This is a genomic window from Escherichia sp. TC-EC600-tetX4 (genome assembly GCF_019356055.1).
GTDB lineage: Bacteria > Pseudomonadota > Gammaproteobacteria > Enterobacterales > Enterobacteriaceae.
The window spans coordinates 552,168-576,775 of record NZ_CP079924.1; the positions used below are offsets into that span (position 1 = coordinate 552,168).

Sequence of the window (24,608 nt, forward strand, 5' to 3'; positions counted from 1 at the left end):
CGTTACCGTACAAGTTGTGTTTTTTTTCTTCGTGTATTGACTGTAGCACTTGTCAAAGGCGTGCGTTTTGCGTAATATTCGCGCCCTATTGTGAATATTTATAGCGCACTCTGAATCATTGAAAAGGTGTGCGCGGAAGCGGAGTTTTATATGTACGCGGTTTTCCAAAGTGGTGGTAAACAACACCGAGTAAGCGAAGGTCAGACCGTTCGCCTGGAAAAGCTGGACATCGCAACTGGCGAAACTGTTGAGTTCGCTGAAGTGCTGATGATCGCAAACGGTGAAGAAGTCAAAATCGGCGTTCCTTTCGTTGATGGCGGCGTAATCAAAGCTGAAGTTGTTGCTCACGGTCGTGGCGAGAAAGTTAAAATCGTTAAGTTTCGTCGTCGTAAACACTATCGTAAGCAGCAGGGCCATCGTCAGTGGTTCACTGATGTGAAAATTACTGGCATCAGCGCCTAAGACCTGAGGAGAGATTTCAAATGGCACATAAAAAGGCTGGCGGCTCCACACGTAACGGTCGCGATTCAGAAGCTAAACGCCTGGGCGTTAAGCGTTTCGGTGGCGAATCCGTTCTGGCGGGTAGCATCATCGTTCGTCAACGTGGTACCAAATTCCACGCTGGCGCTAACGTAGGTTGCGGTCGTGACCACACTCTGTTTGCTAAAGCAGACGGTAAAGTGAAATTCGAAGTTAAAGGCCCGAAAAACCGTAAATTTATCAGCATCGAAGCTGAATAAGTTTTTCGCGTCCCGGTAACGGATGAAAGCCCCGCAACACGTTGCGGGGCTTTTTACATTCGATAACCGGTAAAAATGCGCATGGTGCGACGTTAATCCGCAAATGCGCTTTGCAGGGAATACGGTATGAAGCAGCAGGCAGGCATTGGCATTCTTTTGGCGCTCACCACAGCAATTTGCTGGGGGGCGTTGCCAATCGCAATGAAGCAGGTGCTGGAGGTGATGGAACCTCCGACAATCGTGTTTTACCGTTTCTTGATGGCGAGTATTGGCCTGGGTGCCATTCTTGCGGTGAAGAAGAGGTTGCCGCCATTACGCGTGTTTCGTAAGCCACGCTGGTTGATTTTGTTGGCAGTGGCGACCGCCGGGCTGTTTGGGAACTTCATCCTGTTCAGCTCATCCTTGCAATACCTGAGTCCGACCGCTTCGCAGGTGATTGGGCAACTCTCGCCAGTTGGCATGATGGTTGCCAGCGTATTTATCCTCAAAGAGAAAATGCGCAGCACTCAGGTTGTAGGGGCATTGATGCTCCTGAGCGGCCTGGTGATGTTTTTTAACACCAGTCTGGTCGAGATATTTACAAAGCTCACCGATTACACCTGGGGAGTTATCTTTGGGGTCGGTGCGGCGACGGTTTGGGTGAGTTATGGCGTGGCGCAAAAGGTTTTATTGCGTCGGCTGGCCTCACCGCAGATCCTGTTTTTACTGTACACTTTATGTACAATTGCGCTCTTCCCTCTGGCAAAGCCTGGAGTGATAGCGCAGCTTAGCCACTGGCAGCTCGCATGTTTAATTTTTTGCGGACTGAATACCTTGGTAGGATATGGCGCCCTGGCGGAAGCGATGGCTCGCTGGCAGGCAGCGCAGGTGAGCGCGATCATCACGCTCACCCCACTGTTTACGCTGTTTTTTTCAGATCTTTTATCACTGGCCTGGCCCGATTTCTTCGCCAGACCGATGTTAAACCTTTTAGGTTATCTCGGTGCGTTTGTCGTGGTTGCGGGCGCGATGTATTCCGCCATTGGTCATCGTATTTGGGGCGGATTACGTAAGCATACAACGGTGGTATCGCAACCCCGCGCAGGCGAATGATTTACGGAGAATAAAATGAAGTTTGTTGATGAAGCATCGATTCTGGTCGTTGCAGGTGATGGCGGTAATGGTTGCGTGAGCTTCCGCCGCGAAAAGTATATTCCGAAAGGCGGCCCGGATGGCGGCGACGGCGGTGATGGTGGTGACGTATGGATGGAAGCCGACGAGAACCTGAACACGCTTATCGATTATCGTTTTGAAAAATCTTTCCGTGCAGAGCGCGGTCAGAATGGCGCAAGCCGCGACTGTACCGGTAAGCGCGGTAAAGACGTGACGATTAAAGTGCCGGTAGGTACGCGTGTAATCGACCAGGGTACTGGTGAAACCATGGGCGATATGACCAAACACGGTCAGCGTCTGCTGGTTGCTAAGGGCGGCTGGCACGGTCTGGGCAATACCCGTTTCAAATCGTCCGTTAACCGTACACCGCGGCAGAAAACCAACGGCACGCCGGGCGATAAGCGCGAGCTGCTGCTGGAGCTGATGCTGCTGGCTGACGTCGGTATGTTGGGGATGCCAAACGCGGGTAAATCGACCTTTATTCGTGCGGTATCGGCGGCTAAACCGAAAGTGGCGGATTATCCGTTTACCACTCTGGTGCCAAGTCTGGGTGTGGTACGAATGGACAACGAAAAGAGCTTCGTTGTTGCCGATATTCCAGGACTGATTGAAGGCGCTGCGGAAGGCGCAGGTCTGGGCATTCGCTTCCTGAAGCACCTGGAACGTTGCCGCGTCCTGTTGCACCTCATCGATATCGATCCGATTGACGGCACCGATCCGGTTGAAAACGCGCGTATTATTATCAGCGAGCTGGAAAAATACAGCCAGGATCTGGCGACGAAACCGCGTTGGTTAGTGTTCAACAAGATCGATCTGCTGGATAAGGTAGAAGCCGAAGAGAAAGCGAAAGCGATCGCTGAGGCGCTGGGCTGGGAAGATAAATATTATCTGATCTCTGCGGCGAGTGGACTGGGCGTGAAAGATCTCTGCTGGGATGTGATGACCTTTATCATTGAAAACCCGGTCGTGCAGGCTGAAGAAGCGAAACAGCCAGAGAAAGTCGAATTCATGTGGGATGATTATCATCGCCAGCAGCTTGAAGAGATTGCTGAAGAGGATGATGAAGACTGGGATGACGACTGGGACGAAGACGACGAAGAAGGCGTTGAGTTCATTTACAAGCGTTAATCACTGATGATAAACGCCAAATCAGCCTGATGCGCTACGCTTATCAGGCCTACAAGAGAATTGCAATATGTTGAATTTGCACGATTTTGTAGGCCGGATAAGGCGTTTACGCCGCATCCGGCATAAACAAAGCGCACTTTGTCAATAATCTGAAGCCCCGGCCATGTGCCGGGGTTTCTTTTTGACTAATTGTTCTGATAAATATCTTTATACAAACGGCTTTCAAAACGCACTAACGGAATACGGCGATTACGCTGATCCGCAGGTTCTACTGCATAGCCAGAAAGATATTGCACAAACGCCATTCGTTGCCCGCTCGCTGTGGTAATGAATCCCGCCAGGTTATATACCCCCTGCAACGAACCGGTTTTCGCTGAGACTTTTCCATCCACGCCCGCCTGATGCAGACCTGCACGGTACTGCAAAGAGCCGTCATAGCCCGCCAGCGGCAGCATGGAGATAAAGTTAAGTTCATTGTCGTGTTGGGCAATGTATTGCAGCACCTGCATCATGGTGGCGGGGGCAATCAGGTTATGCCGCGAAAGCCCTGAACCATCGGCAATAATGGTGTTTCCAATATCGACACCGGCTTGCTGGCGCAGGATCTGACGCACGGCGTCCGACCCGGCCCGCCATGTTCCAGGCACATTGAAGCGCGCATGGCCTATCATGCGGAAAACCGTATCGGCGATCATGTTGTCCGACTTTTTCAGCATAATCTTAAGCAGATCGTGCAGCGGGGCCGACTGTTTACTGGCAACTACCGTTCCAGGTTCGTTAACCTGAGTCTGGCGCAGCAGTGTTCCGCTCCAGGTGATACCCGCCTGTTTTAACTCATATTTCAGAATTGCACCGGCATAGCTGGCTCCATCCTGCACGGCAAAAGCCAACGGGAGCGGCTCAGAACGTTGTGGCAGGCATCCCGTCAGCGTAAAGCGGTTCAGGTCGCCTGGCACCACATCCAGTTCGCAGTATTGCGCTTCGGCAGAACCACGGGGGAGGGTGCGTACCTGGCTGAACATCGTAACGGGGTAATAAGATGCCACGCGTATAAAAGCCATATCACCAGGCTTTGGGGCACTGTAGAGCGAGACGGAGAAACAGTTGCGGTCAACTATGGCGGCGGCAGGCGGAGCGCTAAAGCATTGTGTCATGTCATTCCATGGCCAGCCGGGGGCTTTATCGTGGCTGGCGAAAATGGAGGTATCTATCAACACATTGCCATCGATTTGGTTGACGCCAGATTTTTTCAAAGTCGCGACCATATTGCGAATATCCTGACGTTTTAACGTCGGATCGGCACCAAATCGCGCCACTAAGTCACCCTTAAGTACGCCGTTTTCCACATTGCCTTTGGTTTCAAGCGTCGTGGTAAAACGAAAATCGGGGCCGAGTTGAATCAACGCCGCCAGCGCAGTAATCACTTTCTGGGTACTGGCAGGCAGCGCCATCTGCTGACTGTGGTAATCAATAGCGGGGGCCGACGCGCCGACTTTTTGCACCATCAGGGCAAGGTTGGCACCAGCGGGGAGTTGAGTAATGTACTCATCAACATTTGCGGCCTGAACACTGAACGCTATACAGCTGGTCAATCCGATGATAAATCTGGAAAATCGCATAATCTCGCGCTAACAACCTGGAATCGAGCCGTCATACTACGGCGCAACGCCCTATAAAGTAAACGATGACCCTTCGGGAACTTCAGGGTAAAATGACTATCAAAATGTGAATTGTAGCTGACCTGGGACTTGTACCCGGGTCGGTATTTTTTTGCTTCTGGTCCCGGTAAGGAGTTATGCCGGGCAGGCCGAACAGCCGGGGTGGGTGAAGACTTGCCCTATCAGGAATATTCAAGAGGTATAACAAATGCAAGCTATTCCGATGACCTTACGCGGCGCTGAAAAATTACGCGAAGAGCTGGATTTTCTGAAATCTGTGCGCCGTCCTGAAATCATTGCTGCTATCGCGGAAGCGCGTGAGCATGGCGACCTGAAAGAAAACGCCGAATACCACGCAGCTCGTGAACAGCAGGGTTTCTGCGAAGGCCGTATTAAAGACATCGAAGCCAAGCTGTCGAACGCGCAGGTGATTGATGTCACCAAAATGCCCAACAATGGGCGCGTTATTTTTGGTGCTACCGTAACGGTGCTGAATCTGGATTCTGACGAAGAACAGACTTATCGCATCGTTGGCGATGACGAAGCTGACTTTAAACAAAACCTGATTTCTGTAAACTCGCCTATTGCTCGTGGCCTGATCGGCAAAGAAGAAGATGATGTTGTGGTCATCAAAACGCCGGGCGGCGAAGTAGAATTTGAAGTAATTAAGGTGGAATACCTGTAAGAATTACCCAATACTCAAGATGTTGATGTATTGTAAAGAAAGGAAAAAGGCCGCTATGCGGCCTTTTATCAACGAACAGAGCGTGGCATTTTGCTCTCCTGCCTGCGGAAAACCCCTCGTTTTACACAGCAAATGTGTGTAACTTTAGGATAATCTTAGCGTGGCAGCGAGATTTTACGTTCTTTAGTTGGGCGATAAAGCACCAGCGTTTTACCGATGACCTGTACATTACAGGCGCCGGTTTCGCGCACGATAGCTTCCACGATCAAGGTTTTAGTTTCGCGATCTTCGGTGGCGATTTTCACCTTGATGAGTTCATGGTGCTCTAACGCTTGTTCAATCTCGGCCAGCACCCCTTCGGTCAAACCATTACTGCCAAGCAGAACAACTGGCTTGAGCGGATGTGCCAGACCTTTCAGGTGCTGTTTTTGTTTAGTACTCAGATTCATCGTATTTTTTGCTTACGTTGGGATTGAAAACGGGTCATTCTACCGCCATCTCCCATATATCACCAAATAGGCGCGTAAAAATTTACGCAATTGGTTACGATGAGTTATCCCCATGGGAAAGTTAAATGACAGGTAAGAAGCGTTCTGCCAGCTCCAGCCGCTGGCTTCAGGAACACTTTAGCGATAAATATGTTCAACAGGCACAGAAAAAGGGGTTACGTTCCCGTGCCTGGTTTAAACTTGATGAAATACAGCAAAGTGACAAACTCTTTAAACCGGGAATGACGGTTGTCGACCTTGGTGCTGCTCCGGGTGGTTGGTCACAATATGTGGTCACCCAAATTGGCGGCAAAGGCCGCATCATCGCTTGCGATCTTTTACCTATGGATCCTATCGTTGGTGTGGACTTTCTTCAGGGCGATTTTCGTGATGAACTGGTGATGAAAGCACTGCTGGAGCGCGTTGGCGACAGCAAAGTCCAGGTTGTCATGTCCGATATGGCACCAAACATGAGCGGAACACCGGCGGTGGATATCCCCCGTGCCATGTATCTGGTGGAACTGGCGCTAGAAATGTGTCGTGATGTATTAGCGCCAGGTGGCAGTTTTGTAGTGAAGGTGTTCCAGGGCGAAGGTTTCGATGAGTATCTAAGGGAAATTCGCTCCCTGTTTACGAAGGTCAAAGTTCGTAAGCCGGACTCTTCTCGTGCACGTTCGCGGGAAGTGTATATTGTAGCGACCGGGCGTAAACCCTAACCGGGAGATTTCAGACGAAAGTTTGAAAGATGCTGGATATAGAGTATCCTGACGCTGTTTTTAACACAGTTGTAATAAGAGGTTAATCCCTTGAGTGACATGGCGAAAAACCTAATACTCTGGCTGGTCATTGCCGTTGTGCTGATGTCAGTATTCCAGAGCTTTGGGCCCAGCGAGTCTAATGGCCGTAAGGTGGATTACTCTACCTTCCTACAAGAGGTCAATAACGACCAGGTTCGTGAAGCGCGTATCAACGGACGTGAAATCAACGTTACCAAGAAAGATAGTAACCGTTATACCACTTACATTCCGGTTCAGGATCCGAAATTACTGGATAACCTGTTGACCAAGAACGTCAAGGTTGTCGGTGAACCGCCTGAAGAACCAAGCCTGCTGGCTTCTATCTTCATCTCCTGGTTCCCGATGCTGTTGCTGATTGGTGTCTGGATCTTCTTCATGCGTCAAATGCAGGGCGGCGGTGGCAAAGGTGCCATGTCGTTTGGTAAGAGCAAAGCGCGCATGCTGACGGAAGATCAGATCAAAACGACCTTTGCTGACGTTGCGGGCTGCGACGAAGCAAAAGAAGAAGTTGCTGAACTGGTTGAGTATCTGCGCGAGCCGAGCCGCTTCCAGAAACTCGGCGGTAAGATCCCGAAAGGCGTCTTGATGGTCGGTCCTCCGGGTACCGGTAAAACGCTGCTGGCGAAAGCGATTGCAGGCGAAGCGAAAGTTCCGTTCTTTACTATCTCCGGTTCTGACTTCGTAGAAATGTTCGTCGGTGTGGGTGCATCCCGTGTTCGTGACATGTTCGAACAGGCGAAGAAAGCGGCACCGTGCATCATCTTTATCGATGAAATCGACGCCGTAGGCCGCCAGCGTGGCGCTGGTCTGGGCGGTGGTCACGATGAACGTGAACAGACTCTGAACCAGATGCTGGTTGAGATGGATGGCTTCGAAGGTAACGAAGGTATCATCGTTATCGCCGCGACTAACCGTCCGGACGTTCTCGACCCGGCCCTGCTGCGTCCTGGCCGTTTCGACCGTCAGGTTGTGGTCGGCTTGCCAGATGTTCGCGGTCGTGAGCAGATCCTGAAAGTTCACATGCGTCGCGTACCATTGGCACCCGATATCGACGCGGCAATCATTGCCCGTGGTACTCCTGGTTTCTCCGGTGCTGACCTGGCGAACCTGGTGAACGAAGCGGCACTGTTCGCTGCTCGTGGCAACAAACGCGTTGTGTCGATGGTTGAGTTCGAGAAAGCGAAAGACAAAATCATGATGGGTGCGGAACGTCGCTCCATGGTGATGACGGAAGCGCAGAAAGAATCGACGGCTTACCACGAAGCGGGTCATGCGATTATCGGTCGCCTGGTGCCGGAACACGATCCGGTGCACAAAGTGACGATTATCCCACGCGGTCGTGCGCTGGGTGTGACTTTCTTCTTGCCTGAGGGCGACGCAATCAGCGCCAGCCGTCAGAAACTGGAAAGCCAGATTTCTACGCTGTACGGTGGTCGTCTGGCAGAAGAGATCATCTACGGGCCGGAACATGTATCTACCGGTGCGTCCAACGATATTAAAGTTGCGACCAACCTGGCACGTAACATGGTGACTCAGTGGGGCTTCTCTGAGAAATTGGGTCCACTGCTGTACGCGGAAGAAGAAGGTGAAGTGTTCCTCGGCCGTAGCGTAGCGAAAGCGAAACATATGTCCGATGAAACTGCACGTATCATCGACCAGGAAGTGAAAGCACTGATTGAGCGTAACTATAATCGTGCGCGTCAGCTTCTGACCGACAATATGGATATTCTGCATGCGATGAAAGATGCTCTCATGAAATATGAGACTATCGACGCACCGCAGATTGATGACCTGATGGCACGTCGCGATGTACGTCCGCCAGCGGGCTGGGAAGAACCAGGCGCTTCTAACAATTCTGGCGACAATGGTAGTCCAAAGGCTCCTCGTCCGGTTGATGAACCGCGTACGCCGAACCCGGGTAACACCATGTCAGAGCAGTTAGGCGACAAGTAAGTTCCCGCATCAGATGACTGTATTTGTACCGAAAACCCCGGGGCGTGCTCCGGGGTTTTTTCTTATCAATTCATACCAGGGATAACATCATGAAACTCTTTGCCCAGGGTACTTCACTGGACCTTAGCCATCCTCACGTAATGGGGATCCTCAACGTCACGCCTGATTCCTTTTCGGATGGTGGCACGCATAACTCGCTGATAGATGCGGTGAAACATGCGAATCTGATGATCAACGCTGGCGCGACGATCATTGACGTTGGTGGCGAGTCCACGCGCCCAGGGGCGGCGGAAGTTAGCGTTGAAGAAGAGTTGCAACGTGTTATTCCTGTGGTTGAGGCAATTGCTCAACGCTTCGAAGTCTGGATCTCAGTCGATACATCCAAACCAGAAGTCATCCGTGAGTCAGCGAAAGTTGGCGCTCACATTATTAATGATATCCGCTCCCTTTCCGAACCTGGCGCTCTGGAGGCGGCTGCAGAAACCGGTTTACCGGTTTGTCTGATGCATATGCAGGGAAATCCAAAAACCATGCAGGAAGCTCCGAAGTATGACGATGTCTTTGCAGAAGTGAATCGCTACTTTATTGAGCAAATAGCACGTTGCGAGCAGGCGGGTATCGCAAAAGAGAAATTGTTGCTCGACCCCGGATTCGGTTTCGGTAAAAATCTCTCCCATAACTATTCATTACTGGCGCGCCTGGCTGAATTTCACCATTTCAACCTGCCGCTGTTGGTGGGTATGTCACGAAAATCGATGATTGGGCAGCTGCTGAACGTGGGGCCGTCCGAGCGCCTGAGCGGTAGTCTGGCCTGTGCGGTCATTGCCGCAATGCAAGGCGCGCACATCATTCGTGTTCATGACGTCAAAGAAACCGTAGAAGCGATGCGGGTGGTGGAAGCCACTCTGTCTGCAAAGGAAAACAAACGCTATGAGTAATCGTAAATATTTCGGTACCGATGGGATTCGTGGTCGTGTAGGGGATGCGCCGATCACACCTGATTTTGTGCTTAAGCTGGGTTGGGCCGCGGGTAAAGTGCTGGCGCGCCACGGCTCCCGTAAGATTATTATTGGTAAAGACACGCGTATTTCTGGCTATATGCTGGAGTCAGCACTGGAAGCGGGTCTGGCGGCAGCGGGCCTTTCCGCACTCTTCACTGGCCCGATGCCAACACCGGCCGTGGCTTATCTGACGCGTACCTTCCGCGCAGAGGCCGGAATTGTGATATCTGCATCGCATAACCCGTTCTACGATAATGGCATTAAATTCTTCTCTATCGACGGCACCAAACTGCCGGATGCGGTAGAAGAGGCCATCGAAGCGGAAATGGAAAAGGAGATCAGCTGCGTTGATTCGGCAGAACTGGGTAAAGCCAGCCGTATCGTTGATGCCGCGGGTCGCTATATCGAGTTTTGCAAAGCCACGTTCCCGAACGAACTTAGCCTCAGTGAACTGAAGATTGTGGTGGATTGTGCAAACGGTGCGACTTATCACATCGCGCCGAACGTGCTGCGCGAACTGGGGGCGAACGTTATCGCTATCGGTTGTGAGCCAAACGGTGTAAACATCAATGCCGAAGTGGGGGCTACCGACGTTCGCGCGCTCCAGGCTCGTGTGCTGGCTGAAAAAGCGGATCTCGGTATTGCCTTCGACGGCGATGGCGATCGCGTGATTATGGTTGACCATGAAGGCAATAAAGTCGATGGCGATCAGATCATGTATATCATCGCGCGTGAAGGTCTTCGTCAGGGCCAGCTGCGTGGTGGCGCTGTGGGTACATTGATGAGCAACATGGGGCTTGAACTGGCGCTGAAACAGTTAGGAATTCCATTTGCGCGCGCGAAAGTGGGTGACCGCTACGTACTGGAAAAAATGCAGGAGAAAGGCTGGCGTATCGGTGCAGAGAATTCCGGTCATGTGATCCTGCTGGATAAAACTACTACCGGTGACGGCATCGTTGCTGGCTTGCAGGTGCTGGCGGCGATGGCACGTAACCATATGAGCCTGCACGACCTTTGCAGCGGCATGAAAATGTTCCCGCAGATTCTGGTTAACGTACGTTACACCGCAGGTAGCGGCGATCCACTTGAGCATGAGTCAGTTAAAGCCGTGACCGCAGAGGTTGAAGCTGCGCTGGGCAACCGTGGACGCGTGTTGCTGCGTAAATCCGGCACCGAACCGTTAATTCGCGTGATGGTGGAAGGCGAAGACGAAGCGCAGGTGACTGAATTTGCACACCGCATCGCCGATGCAGTAAAAGCCGTTTAAAGCGTTAGATAACTGGCTAAAAAGGCGGCGATTGTCGCCTTTTTTCTCAGCGAACACATCGGTTTTGCTGTTTTTTTCCGCAGTTGATACAATGCGATAAAATTGCCCTTGCGAAGGTCATTCGCTTTGGTTAGTATTCACACCCGCTTCAGTGGGAAAGATTAAAAACTCCCGCTTTATTGGTTGAAGCATTGGTACGCGGCAACTCCGCAAGGAACAGGTTGATTATGTATGAAGCTCTTTTAGTAGTTTTCCTTATTGTGGCAATTGGCCTTGTTGGTCTGATCATGCTGCAGCAAGGTAAAGGCGCTGATATGGGAGCCTCCTTCGGAGCAGGCGCTTCCGCTACGCTGTTTGGTTCAAGTGGTTCTGGTAACTTCATGACCCGCATGACGGCGCTGCTGGCAACGTTATTCTTCATCATCAGTCTGGTGCTGGGTAACATCAATAGCAACAAAACCAATAAAGGTAGCGAATGGGAAAATCTGAGTGCACCGGCGAAAACCGAACAAACTCAGCCAGCTGCTCCGGCTAAGCCGACCAGCGATATCCCGAACTAAAAAGTAGTATCCGTGCCGAGGTGGTGGAATTGGTAGACACGCTACCTTGAGGTGGTAGTGCCCAATAGGGCTTACGGGTTCAAGTCCCGTCCTCGGTACCAAATTCCAGAAAAGAGACGCTGAAAAGCGTCTTTTTTCGTTTTGGTCCTGGTCTGAGGAATGGTTGTCAGGTATCTGTATCTCGTCCAGTTGCTTTACTCGTAGCTGGTACCTTGAAACGATGGTGCCGGTACGCCTTAGTTATAAATTTTTCCCTTCTACTGACATAATTGGCACTTTATTGTGTCAACTCCAGTTCCGGTACGAATACGGATATGTTTACTTCTCGATAAACCATCCTGCTCCTGTCAGTATAACGACTGATGGCTACGTTCTGCGTAATGTTTAGAGACGCATTGATAATGTTATTTAATTACTGAGAACGCAATGGCCGCATCATTTAAAAAGAAAAAACTAACAGTGTTTCGTTCTGATATGGATCAGAGTTGAAAAACATGTCTGATATAAAATTAAACATTGTTGATAATTGTTTATATTGGTTGTGAACTTGGATTTCTGGATGACAGTATTCAACAAATTTGCTAGAACTTTTAAATCTCATTGGTTGTTGTATCTTTGTGTTATTGTTTTTGGTATTACGAACTTAGTCGCTTCTTCCGGAGCGCATATGGTTCAGCGCTTGCTGTTCTTCGTTCTGACCATCCTGGTTGTAAAACGTATATCATCCCTTCCGCTTCGCCTGCTTGTTGCCGCACCATTTGTGTTACTGACTGCGGCAGACATGAGTATTAGCCTCTATTCATGGTGTACCTTTGGTACAACTTTCAATGATGGATTTGCGATTAGTGTGCTCCAGAGTGATCCGGATGAAGTTGTCAAAATGCTGGGGATGTATATCCCTTATCTATGTGCCTTTGCTTTTTTATCCCTTCTTTTTTTGGCAGTAATAATAAAATATGATGTTTCCTTGCCGACAAAAAAAGTGACAGGAATATTATTGCTGATTGTCATTTCGGGCAGTTTATTTTCCGCTTGTCAATTTGCTTATAAAGATGCAAAAAATAAAAAAGCGTTCAGTCCATATATACTAGCGTCGCGATTTGCTACCTATACGCCGTTTTTCAATCTCAACTATTTTGCTTTAGCAGCGAAAGAGCATCAAAGATTACTCTCAATTGCAAACACGGTGCCGTATTTTCAATTATCAGTCAGGGATACAGGTATTGATACCTACGTGTTGATTGTGGGGGAGTCTGTACGTGTCGACAATATGTCTTTGTATGGATATACACGCTCTACGACACCGCAAGTTGAAGCACAAAGAAAACAGATCAAACTGTTTAATCAAGCAATAAGCGGCGCACCTTACACTGCGCTGTCGGTTCCCCTTTCTTTAACTGCTGATTCTGTTTTGAGTCATGACATTCATAATTACCCCGACAACATTATTAATATGGCTAATCAAGCAGGATTTCAGACTTTCTGGCTAAGCTCGCAATCCGCTTTTCGGCAGAATGGTACAGCAGTTACCAGTATCGCCATGCGCGCCATGGAAACAGTTTATGTCAGAGGATTTGATGAATTGTTGTTGCCGCATTTATCGCAAGCATTACAGCAAAATACGCAGCAAAAGAAACTGATTGTTCTTCATTTAAATGGAAGCCATGAACCGGCTTGTAGCGCCTATCCGCAATCCAGCGCCGTGTTTCAACCGCAGGACGATCAGGATGCCTGCTATGACAACTCCATTCATTACACAGATAGTTTGCTAGGTCAGGTTTTTGAATTATTAAAAGATCGCCGCGCCTCGGTCATGTATTTTGCCGACCACGGCCTGGAACGTGACCCTACGAAGAAGAACGTCTATTTTCATGGAGGCAGGGAGGCTAGCCAGCAGGCATATCATGTCCCGATGTTTATCTGGTATAGCCCCGTTCTTGGGGATGGCGTGGATCGCACAACGGAAAACAACATCTTTTCGACAGCTTACAATAATTACCTTATTAATGCGTGGATGGGGGTAACAAAGCCGGAACAGCCGCAAACGCTTGAGGAAGTGATTGCACACTATAAAGGAGACTCACGGGTTGTGGATGCAAACCATGATGTTTTCGATTATGTGATGCTCAGAAAGGAGTTTACAGAGGATAAGCAAGGTAACCCCACCCCTGAAGGGCAGGGTTGATGTCGAATTACTGGCCTTTGTTTTCCAGATTCTCCACCTGCGGCACGCCTGAAGCGGCAGAGGAGGAAAGCAGGCCAGTTTTGGCATAACCGAAAAGTTTCTCGCGGGTATCAGTGATATCCAGGTTACGCATGGTCAATTGACCAATACGATCATCTGGCGAGAACACCGAGTCGCCTTTTTCCATCGTCAGACGCTCTGGCTTGTAGGTCAGGTTCTCTGAGACGGTATTCAGGATTGAATAATCGTTCCCACGGCGCAGCTCCAGGGTAACTTCACCAGTGATCTGGCTGGCAACCCAGCGTTGCAGAGAGTCACGCAGCATCAGCGCCTGGGAGTCAAACCAACGCCCCTGGTACAGCAGACGGCCCAACTGACGACCATGCGCGTGATACTGCTCAATGGTGTCTTCGTTGTGAATACCGGTCAACAGGCGTTCATACGCAATGTGCAGCAGTGCCATCCCCGGAGCTTCGTAAATACCACGGCTTTTCGCTTCGATGATACGGTTTTCAATCTGGTCGCTCATGCCCAGGCCGTGACGACCGCCGATGCGGTTAGCTTCCAGCATCATTTCTACGTCGTCGCTAAAGGTTTTACCGTTCAGCGCCACCGGATGACCTTGTTCAAAGCGTACTGTGACTTCTTCTGCCGGGATCTTCACGCTCTCATCCCAGAATTTCACGCCCATAATCGGGTTGACGATTTTGACGCTGGAGTTGAGGTATTCCAGATCCTTCGCTTCATGCGTTGCACCAAGCATGTTGGAGTCTGTGGAGTAGGCTTTTTCGACAGACATTTTGTAGTCGAAACCGCAGGCAATCATAAATTCAGACATCTCATGACGGCCGCCCAGTTCATCAATAAAGTCAGTATCAAGCCACGGTTTGTAAATCTGCAGTTCAGCATTGGTCAGCAGACCATAACGATAGAAACGTTCGATATCGTTTCCTTTGTAGGTGCTACCGTCACCCCAGATATTCACGCCATCTTCTTTCATCGCAGCAACCAGCATGGTACCAGTCACGGCGCGGCCCAGCGGCGTCGTGTTGAAATAGGTCAGGCCGCCGGTGGTGTTATGAAATGCGCCACACTGAATAGCGGCAATACCTTCGGCCACCAGTTGTTTGCGGCAGTCGATCAGACGTGCGTTCTCCGCGCCGTATTCCATGGCACGACGAGGGATCGCATCATAATCCTCTTCGTCTGGCTGGCCCAGGTTTGCAGTATATGCATAAGGAACCGCTCCCTTTTGTCGCATCCACAGCAGTGCGGCACTGGTGTCCAGACCGCCAGAAAAAGCGATACCAATACGTTGACCTACCGGGAGATGCTTGAGAATCGTCGTCATAAAATAACACCCTGCTTAATTAACTGATGATGAGCCTGGATTTCCGCTCTCACTGAATTTTTATGCAAAATAAATGAGTTTTCATTTAATCATCTTTTATCGGAGACAGGAAGAGTTTAGTGTGTTTTTTGTAAAATAATGCGCTTAAGGGAGAGCAGGAGAAGGCAAAAGTATTCAACAAATGAAAGTGAACTGGATATTCATTCACATGATTAGCAATAAACGTTGACAAAATGTGGCGTGGATCACTATAATGCCTGCAGATTTTACGTCCCGTCTCGGTACACCAAATCCCAGCAGTATTTGCATTTTTTACCCAAAACGAGTAGAATTTGCCACGTTTCAGGCGCGGGGTGGAGCAGCCTGGTAGCTCGTCGGGCTCATAACCCGAAGATCGTCGGTTCAAATCCGGCCCCCGCAACCACTTTCCCTTAGAGTCCTTTTTCAAATATACTGTGAAGACTTCGGCCTTCGTAGTGGGATTTGAAAAAATCCTTCTGGAAAGTGCTCCAGACCGCAGTTGCGGTTATAGGGTTCAGTTATATAAAGCCCCGATTTATCGGGGTTTTTTGTTATCTGACTACAGAATAACTGGGCTTTAGGCCCTTTTTTTATGTCTTGGGGGTGGGCTTGTCCACATTAGAGCAAAAATTAACAGAGATGATTACTGCGCCAGTTGAGGCCCTGGGTTTTGAACTGGTTGGCATCGAATTTATTCGCGGTCGCACATCCACACTGCGCATCTATATTGATAGTGAAGATGGCATCAATGTTGATGATTGTGCTGATGTGAGCCACCAGGTAAGTGCTGTGCTGGATGTTGAAGATCCCATCACCGTTGCTTATAACCTGGAAGTCTCCTCACCGGGTCTCGATCGCCCACTGTTCACGGCTGAACACTACGCCCGTTTTGTCGGAGAAGAGGTGACTCTGGTTCTCCGTATGGCGGTACAAAACCGTCGTAAATGGCAGGGCGTTATCAAAGCGGTAGACGGTGAAATGATCACAGTTACCGTCGAAGGTAAAGATGAAGTGTTCGCGCTGAGTAATATCCAGAAGGCGAACCTGGTTCCCCACTTTTAATAGTCTGGATGAGGTGAAAAGCCCGCGATGAACAAAGAAATTTTGGCTGTAGTTGAAGCCGTATCCAATGAAAAGGCGCTACCTCGCGAGAAGATTTTCGAAGCATTGGAAAGCGCGCTGGCGACAGCAACAAAGAAAAAATATGAACAAGAGATCGACGTCCGCGTACAGATCGATCGCAAAAGCGGTGATTTTGACACTTTCCGTCGCTGGTTAGTTGTTGATGAAGTCACCCAGCCGACCAAGGAAATCACCCTTGAAGCCGCACGTTATGAAGATGAAAGCCTGAACCTGGGCGATTACGTTGAAGATCAGATTGAGTCTGTTACCTTTGACCGTATCACTACCCAGACGGCAAAACAGGTTATCGTGCAGAAAGTGCGTGAAGCCGAACGTGCGATGGTGGTTGATCAGTTCCGTGAACACGAAGGTGAAATCATCACCGGCGTGGTGAAAAAAGTAAACCGCGACAACATCTCTCTGGATCTGGGCAACAACGCTGAAGCCGTGATCCTGCGCGAAGATATGCTGCCGCGTGAAAACTTCCGCCCTGGCGACCGCGTTCGTGGCGTGCTCTATTCCGTTCGCCCGGAAGCGCGTGGCGCGCAACTGTTCGTCACTCGTTCCAAGCCGGAAATGCTGATCGAACTGTTCCGTATTGAAGTGCCAGAAATCGGCGAAGAAGTGATTGAAATTAAAGCAGCGGCTCGCGATCCGGGTTCTCGTGCGAAAATCGCGGTGAAAACCAACGATAAACGTATCGATCCGGTAGGTGCTTGCGTAGGTATGCGTGGCGCGCGTGTTCAGGCGGTGTCTACTGAACTGGGTGGCGAGCGTATCGATATCGTCCTGTGGGATGATAACCCGGCGCAGTTCGTGATTAACGCAATGGCACCGGCAGACGTTGCTTCTATCGTGGTGGATGAAGATAAACACACCATGGATATCGCCGTTGAAGCCGGTAACCTGGCGCAGGCGATTGGCCGTAACGGTCAGAACGTGCGTCTGGCTTCGCAGCTGAGCGGTTGGGAACTCAACGTGATGACCGTTGACGACCTGCAGGCTAAGCATCAGGCGGAAGCGCACGCAGCGATCGACACCTTCACCAAATATCTCGACATCGACGAAGACTTCGCGACTGTTCTGGTAGAAGAAGGCTTCTCGACGCTGGAAGAATTGGCCTATGTGCCGATGAAAGAGCTGTTGGAAATCGAAGGCCTTGATGAGCCGACCGTTGAAGCACTGCGCGAGCGTGCTAAAAATGCACTGGCCACCATTGCACAGGCCCAGGAAGAAAGCCTCGGTGATAACAAACCGGCTGACGATCTGCTGAACCTTGAAGGGGTAGATCGTGATTTGGCATTCAAACTGGCCGCCCGTGGCGTTTGTACGCTGGAAGATCTCGCCGAACAGGGCATTGATGATCTGGCTGATATCGAAGGGTTGACCGACGAAAAAGCCGGAGCACTGATTATGGCTGCCCGTAATATTTGCTGGTTCGGTGACGAAGCGTAATAAACTGTAGCAGGAAGGAACAGCATGACAGATGTAACGATTAAAACGCTGGCCGCAGAGCGACAGACCTCCGTGGAACGCCTGGTACAGCAATTTGCTGATGCAGGTATCCGGAAGTCTGCTGACGACTCTGTGTCTGCACAAGAGAAACAGACTTTGATTGACCACCTGAATCAGAAAAATTCAGGCCCGGACAAATTGACGCTGCAACGTAAAACACGCAGCACCCTTAACATTCCTGGTACCGGTGGAAAAAGCAAATCGGTACAAATCGAAGTCCGCAAGAAACGCACCTTTGTGAAACGCGATCCGCAAGAGGCTGAACGCCTTGCAGCGGAAGAGCAAGCGCAGCGTGAAGCGGAAGAGCAAGCCCGTCGTGAGGCAGAAGAATCGGCTAAACGCGAGGCGCAACAAAAAGCTGAACGTGAGGCCGCAGAACAAGCTAAGCGTGAAGCTGCTGAACAAGCGAAACGTGAAGCTGCGGAAAAAGACAAAGTGAGCAATCAACAAGACGATATGACTAAAAACGCCCAGGCTGAAAAAGCCCGCCGTGAGCAGGAAGCTGCAGAGCTCAAGCGTAAAGCTGAAGAAGAAGCGCGTCGTAAACTCGAAGAAGAAGCACGTCGCGTTGCTGAAGAAGCACGTCGTATGGCGGAAGAAAACAAATGGACTGATAACGCGGAACCGACTGAAGATTCCAGCGATTATCACGTCACTACTTCTCAACATGCTCGCCAGGCAGAAGACGAAAGCGATCGTGAAGTCGAAGGCGGCCGTGGCCGTGGTCGTAACGCGAAAGCAGCGCGTCCGAAGAAAGGCAACAAACACGCTGAATCAAAAGCTGATCGTGAAGAAGCACGCGCAGCAGTACGTGGCGGTAAAGGCGGAAAACGTAAAGGTTCTTCGCTGCAGCAAGGCTTCCAGAAGCCTGCTCAGGCCGTTAACCGTGACGTTGTGATCGGCGAAACTATCACCGTTGGCGAACTGGCGAACAAGATGGCGGTTAAAGGCTCTCAGGTCATCAAAGCGATGATGAAACTGGGCGCAATGGCAACCATCAACCAGGTTATCGATCAGGAAACCGCACAGCTGGTTGCTGAAGAGATGGGCCATAAAGTTATCCTGCGTCGTGAAAACGAGCTGGAAGAGGCGGTAATGAGCGACCGTGACACGGGTGCTGCGGCTGAACCGCGCGCGCCGGTTGTGACCATCATGGGTCACGTTGACCACGGTAAAACCTCTCTGCTGGACTACATTCGTTCAACGAAAGTGGCCTCTGGCGAAGCGGGCGGCATTACCCAGCACATTGGTGCATACCACGTTGAAACTGAAAACGGCATGATCACCTTCCTGGACACCCCGGGGCACGCCGCGTTTACTTCAATGCGTGCTCGTGGTGCGCAGGCAACGGACATCGTAGTCCTGGTTGTTGCTGCCGACGACGGTGTGATGCCGCAGACCATCGAAGCAATCCAGCACGCGAAAGCGGCGCAGGTACCGGTGGTGGTTGCAGTGAACAAGATCGATAAACCAGAAGCTGATCCGGATCGCGTTAAGAACGAACTCTCCCAGTACGGCATCCTGCCGGAAGAGTGGGGCGGTGAAAGCCAGTTCGTACACGTATCTGCGAAAGCGGGTACCGGTATCGATGAACTGCTGGACGCTATCCTGCTGCAGGCGGAAGTTCTGGAGCTGAAAGCGGTACGTAAAGGTATGGCGAGCGGTGCGGTTATCGAATCCTTCCTCGATAAAGGTCGTGGTCCGGTTGCTACCGTTCTGGTACGTGAAGGTACTCTGCACAAGGGCGATATCGTTCTGTGTGGCTTCGAATACGGTCGTGTTCGTGCGATGCGTAACGAACTGGGTCAGGAAGTGCTGGAAGCGGGTCCGTCCATTCCGGTGGAAATCCTCGGCCTGTCCGGCGTACCGGCTGCGGGTGATGAAGTTACCGTTGTACGTGACGAGAAGAAAGCGCGTGAAGTTGCACTCTATCGTCAGGGTAAATTCCGCGAAGTTAAACTGGCGCGTCAGCAGAAATCTAAACTCGAGAACATGTTCGCCAACATGACCGAAGGCGAAGTTCACGAAGTGAATATCGTCCTGAAGGCAGACGTACAGGGTTCTGTCGAAGCGATCTCCGACTCCTTGCTGAAACTGTCTACTGACGAAGTTAAAGTGAAGATCATCGGTTCTGGCGTAGGTGGTATCACCGAAACCGACGCCACCCTGGCTGCGGCGTCCAACGCCATCCTGGTTGGCTTTAACGTACGTGCTGATGCCTCTGCACGTAAAGTGATTGAAGCGGAAAGCCTGGATCTGCGTTACTACTCCGTCATCTATAACCTGATTGACGAAGTGAAAGCGGCGATGAGCGGTATGCTGTCTCCGGAACTGAAACAGCAGATTATCGGTCTGGCGGAAGTTCGTGACGTGTTCAAATCGCCGAAATTTGGTGCCATCGCAGGCTGTATGGTTACCGAAGGTGTGGTTAAACGTCACAACCCGATCCGCGTTCTGCGTGACAACGTGGTTATCTACGAAGGCGAGCTGGAGTCCCTGCGCCGCTTCAAAGATGACGTTAACGAAGTCCGTAACGGTATGGAATGTGGTATCGGCGTTAAGAACTACAACGACGTCCGCACTGGCGATGTGATCGAAGTATTCGAAATCATCGAGATCCAACGTACCATTGCTTAAGGTTTTTAGGGTTCCATGCGGGATAAGGCGTTTACGCTGCATCCGGCATGGATTGCCTGATGTGACGCTGGCGCGTCTTATCAGGTCAACGTGAACAGCCCTTCCACCTGAAATTAATTTTAAAAAGGGGCTAACAGCCCCTTTTTTGTCAGGAGAATTTATTATGGCGAAAGAATTTGGTCGCCCGCAGCGCGTAGCGCAGGAAATGCAAAAAGAGATCGCTCTCATCCTGCAGCGTGAAATTAAAGATCCTCGCCTGGGCATGATGACCACCGTTTCCGGTGTCGAAATGTCTCGCGACCTGGCGTATGCCAAAGTATATGTGACGTTCCTCAACGACAAAGATGAAGACGCGGTTAAAGCGGGCATCAAAGCGTTGCAAGAAGCTTCTGGTTTCATCCGCAGCCTGCTGGGGAAAGCGATGCGCCTGCGTATCGTGCCGGAACTGACCTTCTTCTACGACAACTCTCTGGTTGAAGGGATGCGCATGTCAAACCTGGTGACCAGCGTGGTCAAACATGACGAAGAACGTCGTGTTAACCCGGACGACAGCAAGGAGGACTAATGAGTCGTCCTCGTCGTCGCGGTCGCGACATTAACGGCGTTTTGTTGCTGGATAAACCTCAGGGTATGTCCAGCAACGATGCGCTGCAAAAAGTGAAACGTATATATAACGCCAACCGTGCCGGGCATACCGGTGCGCTGGACCCGCTGGCGACCGGCATGTTGCCGATTTGCCTCGGGGAAGCGACGAAGTTTTCCCAGTATCTGCTGGACTCCGACAAACGCTATCGGGTCATTGCGCGTCTTGGACAGCGTACCGATACTTCTGATGCCGACGGACAGATCGTTGAAGAACGTCCGGTAACCTTTAGCGCAGAGCAGCTGGCAGCGGCACTGGATACTTTCCGTGGCGATATCGAACAGATCCCTTCGATGTATTCAGCACTGAAATATCAGGGCAAAAAACTGTACGAATATGCGCGTCAGGGCATTGAAGTTCCGCGTGAAGCGCGTCCGATTACCGTTTATGAATTGCTGTTTATTCGCCATGAAGGCAATGAGCTGGAGCTGGAAATTCACTGCTCAAAAGGCACTTATATCCGCACCATCATTGATGACCTGGGTGAAAAACTCGGCTGTGGCGCGCATGTTATTTACCTGCGCCGTCTGGCGGTAAGTAAATATCCGGTTGAACGGATGGTGACCCTGGAGCACCTGCGTGAACTTGTTGAGCAAGCTGAACAGCAGGATATTCCAGCCGCGGAGTTACTTGATCCATTACTGATGCCAATGGACAGTCCAGCTTCGGACTATCCGGTGGTGAATCTTCCGTTAACGTCTTCTGTTTACTTCAAAAATGGTAACCCGGTTCGTACATCTGGTGCGCCACTGGAAGGACTGGTTCGCGTCACGGAAGGTGAGAACGGCAAATTTATCGGTATGGGCGAAATTGACGATGAAGGCCGCGTTGCGCCTCGTCGCCTGGTGGTTGAATACCCGGCGTAATGTTAACCGTCTTGCGATAACAGGTCGCTACGAGTAGAATACTGCCGCTTAACGTCGCGTAAATTGTTTAACACTTTGCGTAACGTACACTGGGATCGCTGAATTAGAGATCGGCGTCCTTTCATTCTATATACTTTGGAGTTTTAAAATGTCTCTAAGTACTGAAGCAACAGCTAAAATCGTTTCTGAGTTTGGTCGTGACGCAAACGACACCGGTTCTACCGAAGTTCAGGTAGCACTGCTGACTGCACAGATCAACCACCTGCAGGGCCACTTTGCAGAGCACAAAAAAGATCACCACAGCCGTCGTGGTCTGCTGCGCATGGTTTCTCAGCGTCGTAAACTGCTCGACTACCTGAAACGTAAAGACGTAGCACGTTACACCCAGCTCATCGAGCGCCTGGGTCTGCGTCGCTAATTCTTGCGAGTTTCAGAAAAGGGGGCCTGAGTGGCCCCTTTTTTCAAGCTGACGGCAGCAATTCACTGGAAACTAATGTATTGTTGCTATGAATGATCTTCCGTTGCAGAGGTTCGCGCGGCTAATGAGAGGCTTTACCCACATAGAGCTGGGTTAGGGTTGTCATTAGTCGCGAGGATGCGCAGAAGATCGGGTATTAACACCAGTGCCGTAAGGTACTGTCTAAGAAAGAGAAAGGATATTACATTGCTTAATCCGATCGTTCGTAAATTCCAGTACGGCCAACACACCGTGACTCTGGAAACCGGCATGATGGCTCGTCAGGCTACTGCCGCTGTTATGGTTAGCATGGATGACACCGCGGTATTCGTTACCGTTGTTGGCCAGAAAAAAGCCAAACCAGGTCAGGACTTCTTCCCACTGACCGTTAACTATCAGGAGCGTACCTACGCTGCTGGTCGTATCCCGGGTAGCTTCTTCCGTCGTGAAGGCCGCCCAAGCGAAGGCGAAACCCTGATCGCGCGTCTGATTGACCGCCCGATTCGCCCGCTGTTCCCGGAAGGCTTCGTCAACGAAGTTCAGGTTATCGCCACCGTGGTTTCTGTTAACCCGCAAGTTAACCCGGATATCGTCGCGATGATTGGTGCTTCCGCAGCGCTGTCTCTGTCTGGTATTCCGTTCAATGGCCCGATTGGTGCTGCCCGCGTAGGTTACATCAATGACCAGTACGTACTGAACCCGACTCAGGACGAGCTGAAAGAGAGCAAACTGGATCTGGTTGTTGCCGGTACTGAAGCCGCTGTACTGATGGTTGAATCTGAAGCTCAACTGCTGAGCGAAGACCAGATGCTGGGCGCAGTAGTGTTCGGTCATGAACAACAGCAGGTTGTTATTCAGAACATCAATGAACTGGTGAAAGAAGCCGGTAAACCGCGTTGGGACTGGCAGCCGGAGCCGGTAAACGAAGCGCTAAACGCGCGCGTTGCTGCACTGGCTGAAGCTCGCCTGAGCGATGCTTACCGCATCACCGACAAACAAGAGCGTTATGCGCAGGTTGATGTCATCAAATCTGAAACCATCGCGACGCTGCTTGCTGAAGACGAAACCCTGGACGAAAACGAACTGGGTGAAATTCTGCACGCGATCGAGAAAAACGTTGTTCGTAGCCGCGTACTGGCAGGCGAACCGCGTATCGACGGTCGTGAAAAAGATATGATCCGTGGTCTGGATGTGCGTACTGGCGTGCTGCCGCGTACTCACGGTTCTGCGCTGTTCACCCGTGGTGAAACGCAGGCGCTGGTTACCGCAACGCTGGGTACTGCTCGTGACGCGCAGGTTCTTGATGAACTGATGGGCGAACGTACCGATACCTTCCTGTTCCACTACAACTTCCCTCCGTACTCCGTAGGCGAAACCGGCATGGTCGGTTCTCCGAAGCGTCGTGAAATTGGTCACGGTCGTCTGGCGAAGCGCGGCGTGCTGGCAGTCATGCCGGATATGGACAAATTCCCGTACACCGTACGTGTTGTGTCTGAAATCACTGAATCCAACGGTTCCTCTTCTATGGCTTCCGTGTGCGGCGCGTCTCTGGCGCTGATGGACGCAGGTGTGCCGATCAAAGCTGCCGTTGCGGGTATCGCAATGGGTCTGGTGAAAGAAGGCGACAACTACGTTGTACTGTCTGACATTTTGGGCGACGAAGATCACCTGGGCGATATGGACTTCAAAGTTGCAGGTTCCCGCGACGGTATCTCTGCACTGCAGATGGATATCAAAATTGAAGGTATCACCAAAGAGATCATGCAGGTTGCGCTGAACCAGGCTAAAGGTGCGCGTCTGCATATCCTGGGCGTAATGGAACAGGCGATCAACGCGCCGCGTGGCGATATCTCTGAGTTCGCACCGCGTATCCATACCATCAAGATCAACCCGGACAAGATCAAAGATGTTATCGGTAAAGGCGGTTCTGTAATCCGTGCTCTGACCGAAGAAACTGGCACCACCATCGAAATCGAAGATGACGGTACTGTGAAGATTGCAGCGACCGACGGCGAGAAAGCGAAACATGCTATTCGTCGTATCGAAGAGATCACTGCAGAAATCGAAGTGGGCCGCGTCTACACTGGTAAAGTGACCCGTATCGTTGACTTTGGCGCATTTGTTGCCATCGGCGGCGGTAAAGAAGGTCTGGTCCACATCTCTCAAATCGCTGACAAACGCGTTGAGAAAGTGACCGATTACCTGCAGATGGGTCAGGAAGTACCGGTGAAAGTTCTGGAAGTTGATCGCCAGGGCCGTATCCGTCTGAGCATTAAAGAAGCGACTGAGCAGTCTCAACCTGCTGCAGCACCGGAAGCTCCGGCTGCTGAACAGGGCGAGTAAGGTTGCCATTTGCCCTCCGCTGCGGCGGGGGGCTTTTAA

The 24,608-nt window shown here is 51.0% G+C and carries 21 protein-coding genes, 2 tRNA genes and 1 pseudogene; 20 read left to right on the forward strand and 4 right to left on the reverse strand.

Annotated elements, in window-relative coordinates; all coding sequences use genetic code 11:
- Window positions 1–150 precede the first annotated feature (150 nt).
- The 4 genes from rplU (at window position 151) to cgtA (ending at window position 3,020) form a co-directional block, all read left to right on the forward strand.
- Window positions 151–462 (forward strand): 50S ribosomal protein L21, encoded by a 312-nt coding sequence (gene rplU / locus KXD89_RS02665; RefSeq protein WP_000271401.1) that lies wholly within the window; start codon window positions 151–153, stop codon window positions 460–462.
- A 20-nt stretch (window positions 463–482) separates the two neighbouring features.
- On the forward strand, window positions 483–740 hold the full coding sequence (gene rpmA / locus KXD89_RS02670) for a 50S ribosomal protein L27 (RefSeq protein WP_000940595.1): 258 nt from the start codon (window positions 483–485) through the stop codon (window positions 738–740).
- Window positions 741–866: 126 nt separating this feature from the next.
- Complete coding sequence (locus KXD89_RS02675; RefSeq protein WP_000813037.1) at window positions 867–1,832, forward strand: DMT family transporter; 966 nt, start codon at window positions 867–869, stop codon at window positions 1,830–1,832.
- A 15-nt stretch (window positions 1,833–1,847) separates the two neighbouring features.
- Window positions 1,848–3,020, forward strand: coding sequence for an Obg family GTPase CgtA (gene cgtA, locus KXD89_RS02680; RefSeq protein WP_000673575.1), 1,173 nt, complete (start codon window positions 1,848–1,850; stop codon window positions 3,018–3,020).
- A gap of 23 nt (window positions 3,021–3,043) precedes the next feature.
- Here cgtA and KXD89_RS22385 read toward each other — a convergent pair.
- Window positions 3,044–3,142: pseudogene (locus KXD89_RS22385) on the reverse strand (hypothetical protein); the annotation flags it as partial.
- Between the two features lie 63 nt (window positions 3,143–3,205).
- Window positions 3,206–4,639, reverse strand: coding sequence for a serine-type D-Ala-D-Ala carboxypeptidase (gene dacB, locus KXD89_RS02685; RefSeq protein ID WP_001212622.1), 1,434 nt, complete (start codon window positions 4,637–4,639; stop codon window positions 3,206–3,208).
- A gap of 247 nt (window positions 4,640–4,886) precedes the next feature.
- On the opposite strand from dacB, the gene greA reads away from it, so the two are divergent.
- On the forward strand, window positions 4,887–5,363 hold the full coding sequence (gene greA, locus KXD89_RS02690) for a transcription elongation factor GreA (protein ID WP_001148001.1): 477 nt from the start codon (window positions 4,887–4,889) through the stop codon (window positions 5,361–5,363).
- 155 nt (window positions 5,364–5,518) lie between these two features.
- Here the strand turns inward: greA and yhbY are convergent, their stop codons facing one another.
- Complete coding sequence (gene yhbY, locus KXD89_RS02695) at window positions 5,519–5,812, reverse strand: ribosome assembly RNA-binding protein YhbY (protein ID WP_001054420.1); 294 nt, start codon at window positions 5,810–5,812, stop codon at window positions 5,519–5,521.
- Window positions 5,813–5,937: 125 nt separating this feature from the next.
- Here yhbY and rlmE point away from each other — a divergent pair, with 125 nt between their 5' ends.
- From rlmE to KXD89_RS02730, 7 genes are all read left to right on the forward strand, one after another.
- Complete coding sequence (rlmE, locus tag KXD89_RS02700; RefSeq protein WP_000145975.1) at window positions 5,938–6,567, forward strand: 23S rRNA (uridine(2552)-2'-O)-methyltransferase RlmE; 630 nt, start codon at window positions 5,938–5,940, stop codon at window positions 6,565–6,567.
- Window positions 6,568–6,666: 99 nt separating this feature from the next.
- Window positions 6,667–8,601 (forward strand): ATP-dependent zinc metalloprotease FtsH, encoded by a 1,935-nt coding sequence (gene ftsH / locus KXD89_RS02705; RefSeq protein WP_001107467.1) that lies wholly within the window; start codon window positions 6,667–6,669, stop codon window positions 8,599–8,601.
- Window positions 8,602–8,690: 89 nt separating this feature from the next.
- Window positions 8,691–9,539, forward strand: coding sequence for a dihydropteroate synthase (gene folP / locus KXD89_RS02710; protein WP_000764731.1), 849 nt, complete (start codon window positions 8,691–8,693; stop codon window positions 9,537–9,539).
- The gene (gene glmM / locus KXD89_RS02715; protein WP_000071134.1) at window positions 9,532–10,869 is read left to right on the forward strand and encodes a phosphoglucosamine mutase; all 1,338 of its coding nucleotides are present in this window, start codon (window positions 9,532–9,534) and stop codon (window positions 10,867–10,869) included. The genes folP and glmM overlap by 8 nt, the downstream gene beginning before the upstream one ends.
- Before the next feature lie 227 nt (window positions 10,870–11,096).
- Window positions 11,097–11,429, forward strand: coding sequence for a preprotein translocase subunit SecG (gene secG / locus KXD89_RS02720; protein WP_001295556.1), 333 nt, complete (start codon window positions 11,097–11,099; stop codon window positions 11,427–11,429).
- 14 nt (window positions 11,430–11,443) lie between these two features.
- Window positions 11,444–11,530: transfer RNA gene (locus KXD89_RS02725), tRNA-Leu, on the forward strand.
- Between the two features lie 458 nt (window positions 11,531–11,988).
- Window positions 11,989–13,614 carry a phosphoethanolamine transferase gene (locus KXD89_RS02730; RefSeq protein ID WP_001333576.1) on the forward strand — a complete coding sequence of 542 codons (1,626 nt, stop codon included), beginning with the start codon at window positions 11,989–11,991 and terminating at the stop codon, window positions 13,612–13,614.
- Between the two features lie 7 nt (window positions 13,615–13,621).
- On the opposite strand, the gene argG is transcribed toward KXD89_RS02730, so the two are convergent.
- Window positions 13,622–14,965 carry an argininosuccinate synthase gene (gene argG / locus KXD89_RS02735; protein WP_000207680.1) on the reverse strand — a complete coding sequence of 448 codons (1,344 nt, stop codon included), beginning with the start codon at window positions 14,963–14,965 and terminating at the stop codon, window positions 13,622–13,624.
- A 347-nt stretch (window positions 14,966–15,312) separates the two neighbouring features.
- Between argG and KXD89_RS02740 the strand changes: the two genes are divergently transcribed.
- The 8 genes from KXD89_RS02740 to pnp all read left to right on the forward strand — a co-directional run bounded on the left by KXD89_RS02740 (window position 15,313) and on the right by pnp (window position 24,569).
- Window positions 15,313–15,389, forward strand: a tRNA-Met gene (locus KXD89_RS02740).
- 206 nt (window positions 15,390–15,595) lie between these two features.
- Complete coding sequence (rimP, locus tag KXD89_RS02745) at window positions 15,596–16,048, forward strand: ribosome maturation factor RimP (RefSeq protein ID WP_001300397.1); 453 nt, start codon at window positions 15,596–15,598, stop codon at window positions 16,046–16,048.
- A gap of 27 nt (window positions 16,049–16,075) precedes the next feature.
- On the forward strand, window positions 16,076–17,563 hold the full coding sequence (nusA, locus tag KXD89_RS02750; protein WP_001031057.1) for a transcription termination factor NusA: 1,488 nt from the start codon (window positions 16,076–16,078) through the stop codon (window positions 17,561–17,563).
- A gap of 24 nt (window positions 17,564–17,587) precedes the next feature.
- Window positions 17,588–20,260, forward strand: a complete 2,673-nt coding sequence (gene infB, locus KXD89_RS02755) for a translation initiation factor IF-2 (protein WP_000133044.1) — start codon at window positions 17,588–17,590, stop codon at window positions 20,258–20,260.
- Window positions 20,261–20,423: 163 nt separating this feature from the next.
- Window positions 20,424–20,825, forward strand: a complete 402-nt coding sequence (gene rbfA / locus KXD89_RS02760) for a 30S ribosome-binding factor RbfA (RefSeq protein WP_001040205.1) — start codon at window positions 20,424–20,426, stop codon at window positions 20,823–20,825.
- Window positions 20,825–21,769 (forward strand): tRNA pseudouridine(55) synthase TruB, encoded by a 945-nt coding sequence (gene truB, locus KXD89_RS02765; RefSeq protein ID WP_000089698.1) that lies wholly within the window; start codon window positions 20,825–20,827, stop codon window positions 21,767–21,769. Before rbfA ends, truB begins: the two co-directional genes overlap by 1 nt.
- Window positions 21,770–21,917: 148 nt before the next feature.
- Window positions 21,918–22,187 carry a 30S ribosomal protein S15 gene (gene rpsO, locus KXD89_RS02770; RefSeq protein ID WP_000059466.1) on the forward strand — a complete coding sequence of 90 codons (270 nt, stop codon included), beginning with the start codon at window positions 21,918–21,920 and terminating at the stop codon, window positions 22,185–22,187.
- Between the two features lie 246 nt (window positions 22,188–22,433).
- Window positions 22,434–24,569 (forward strand): polyribonucleotide nucleotidyltransferase, encoded by a 2,136-nt coding sequence (gene pnp, locus KXD89_RS02775; RefSeq protein ID WP_001295554.1) that lies wholly within the window; start codon window positions 22,434–22,436, stop codon window positions 24,567–24,569.
- Window positions 24,570–24,608: the final 39 nt, after the last annotated feature.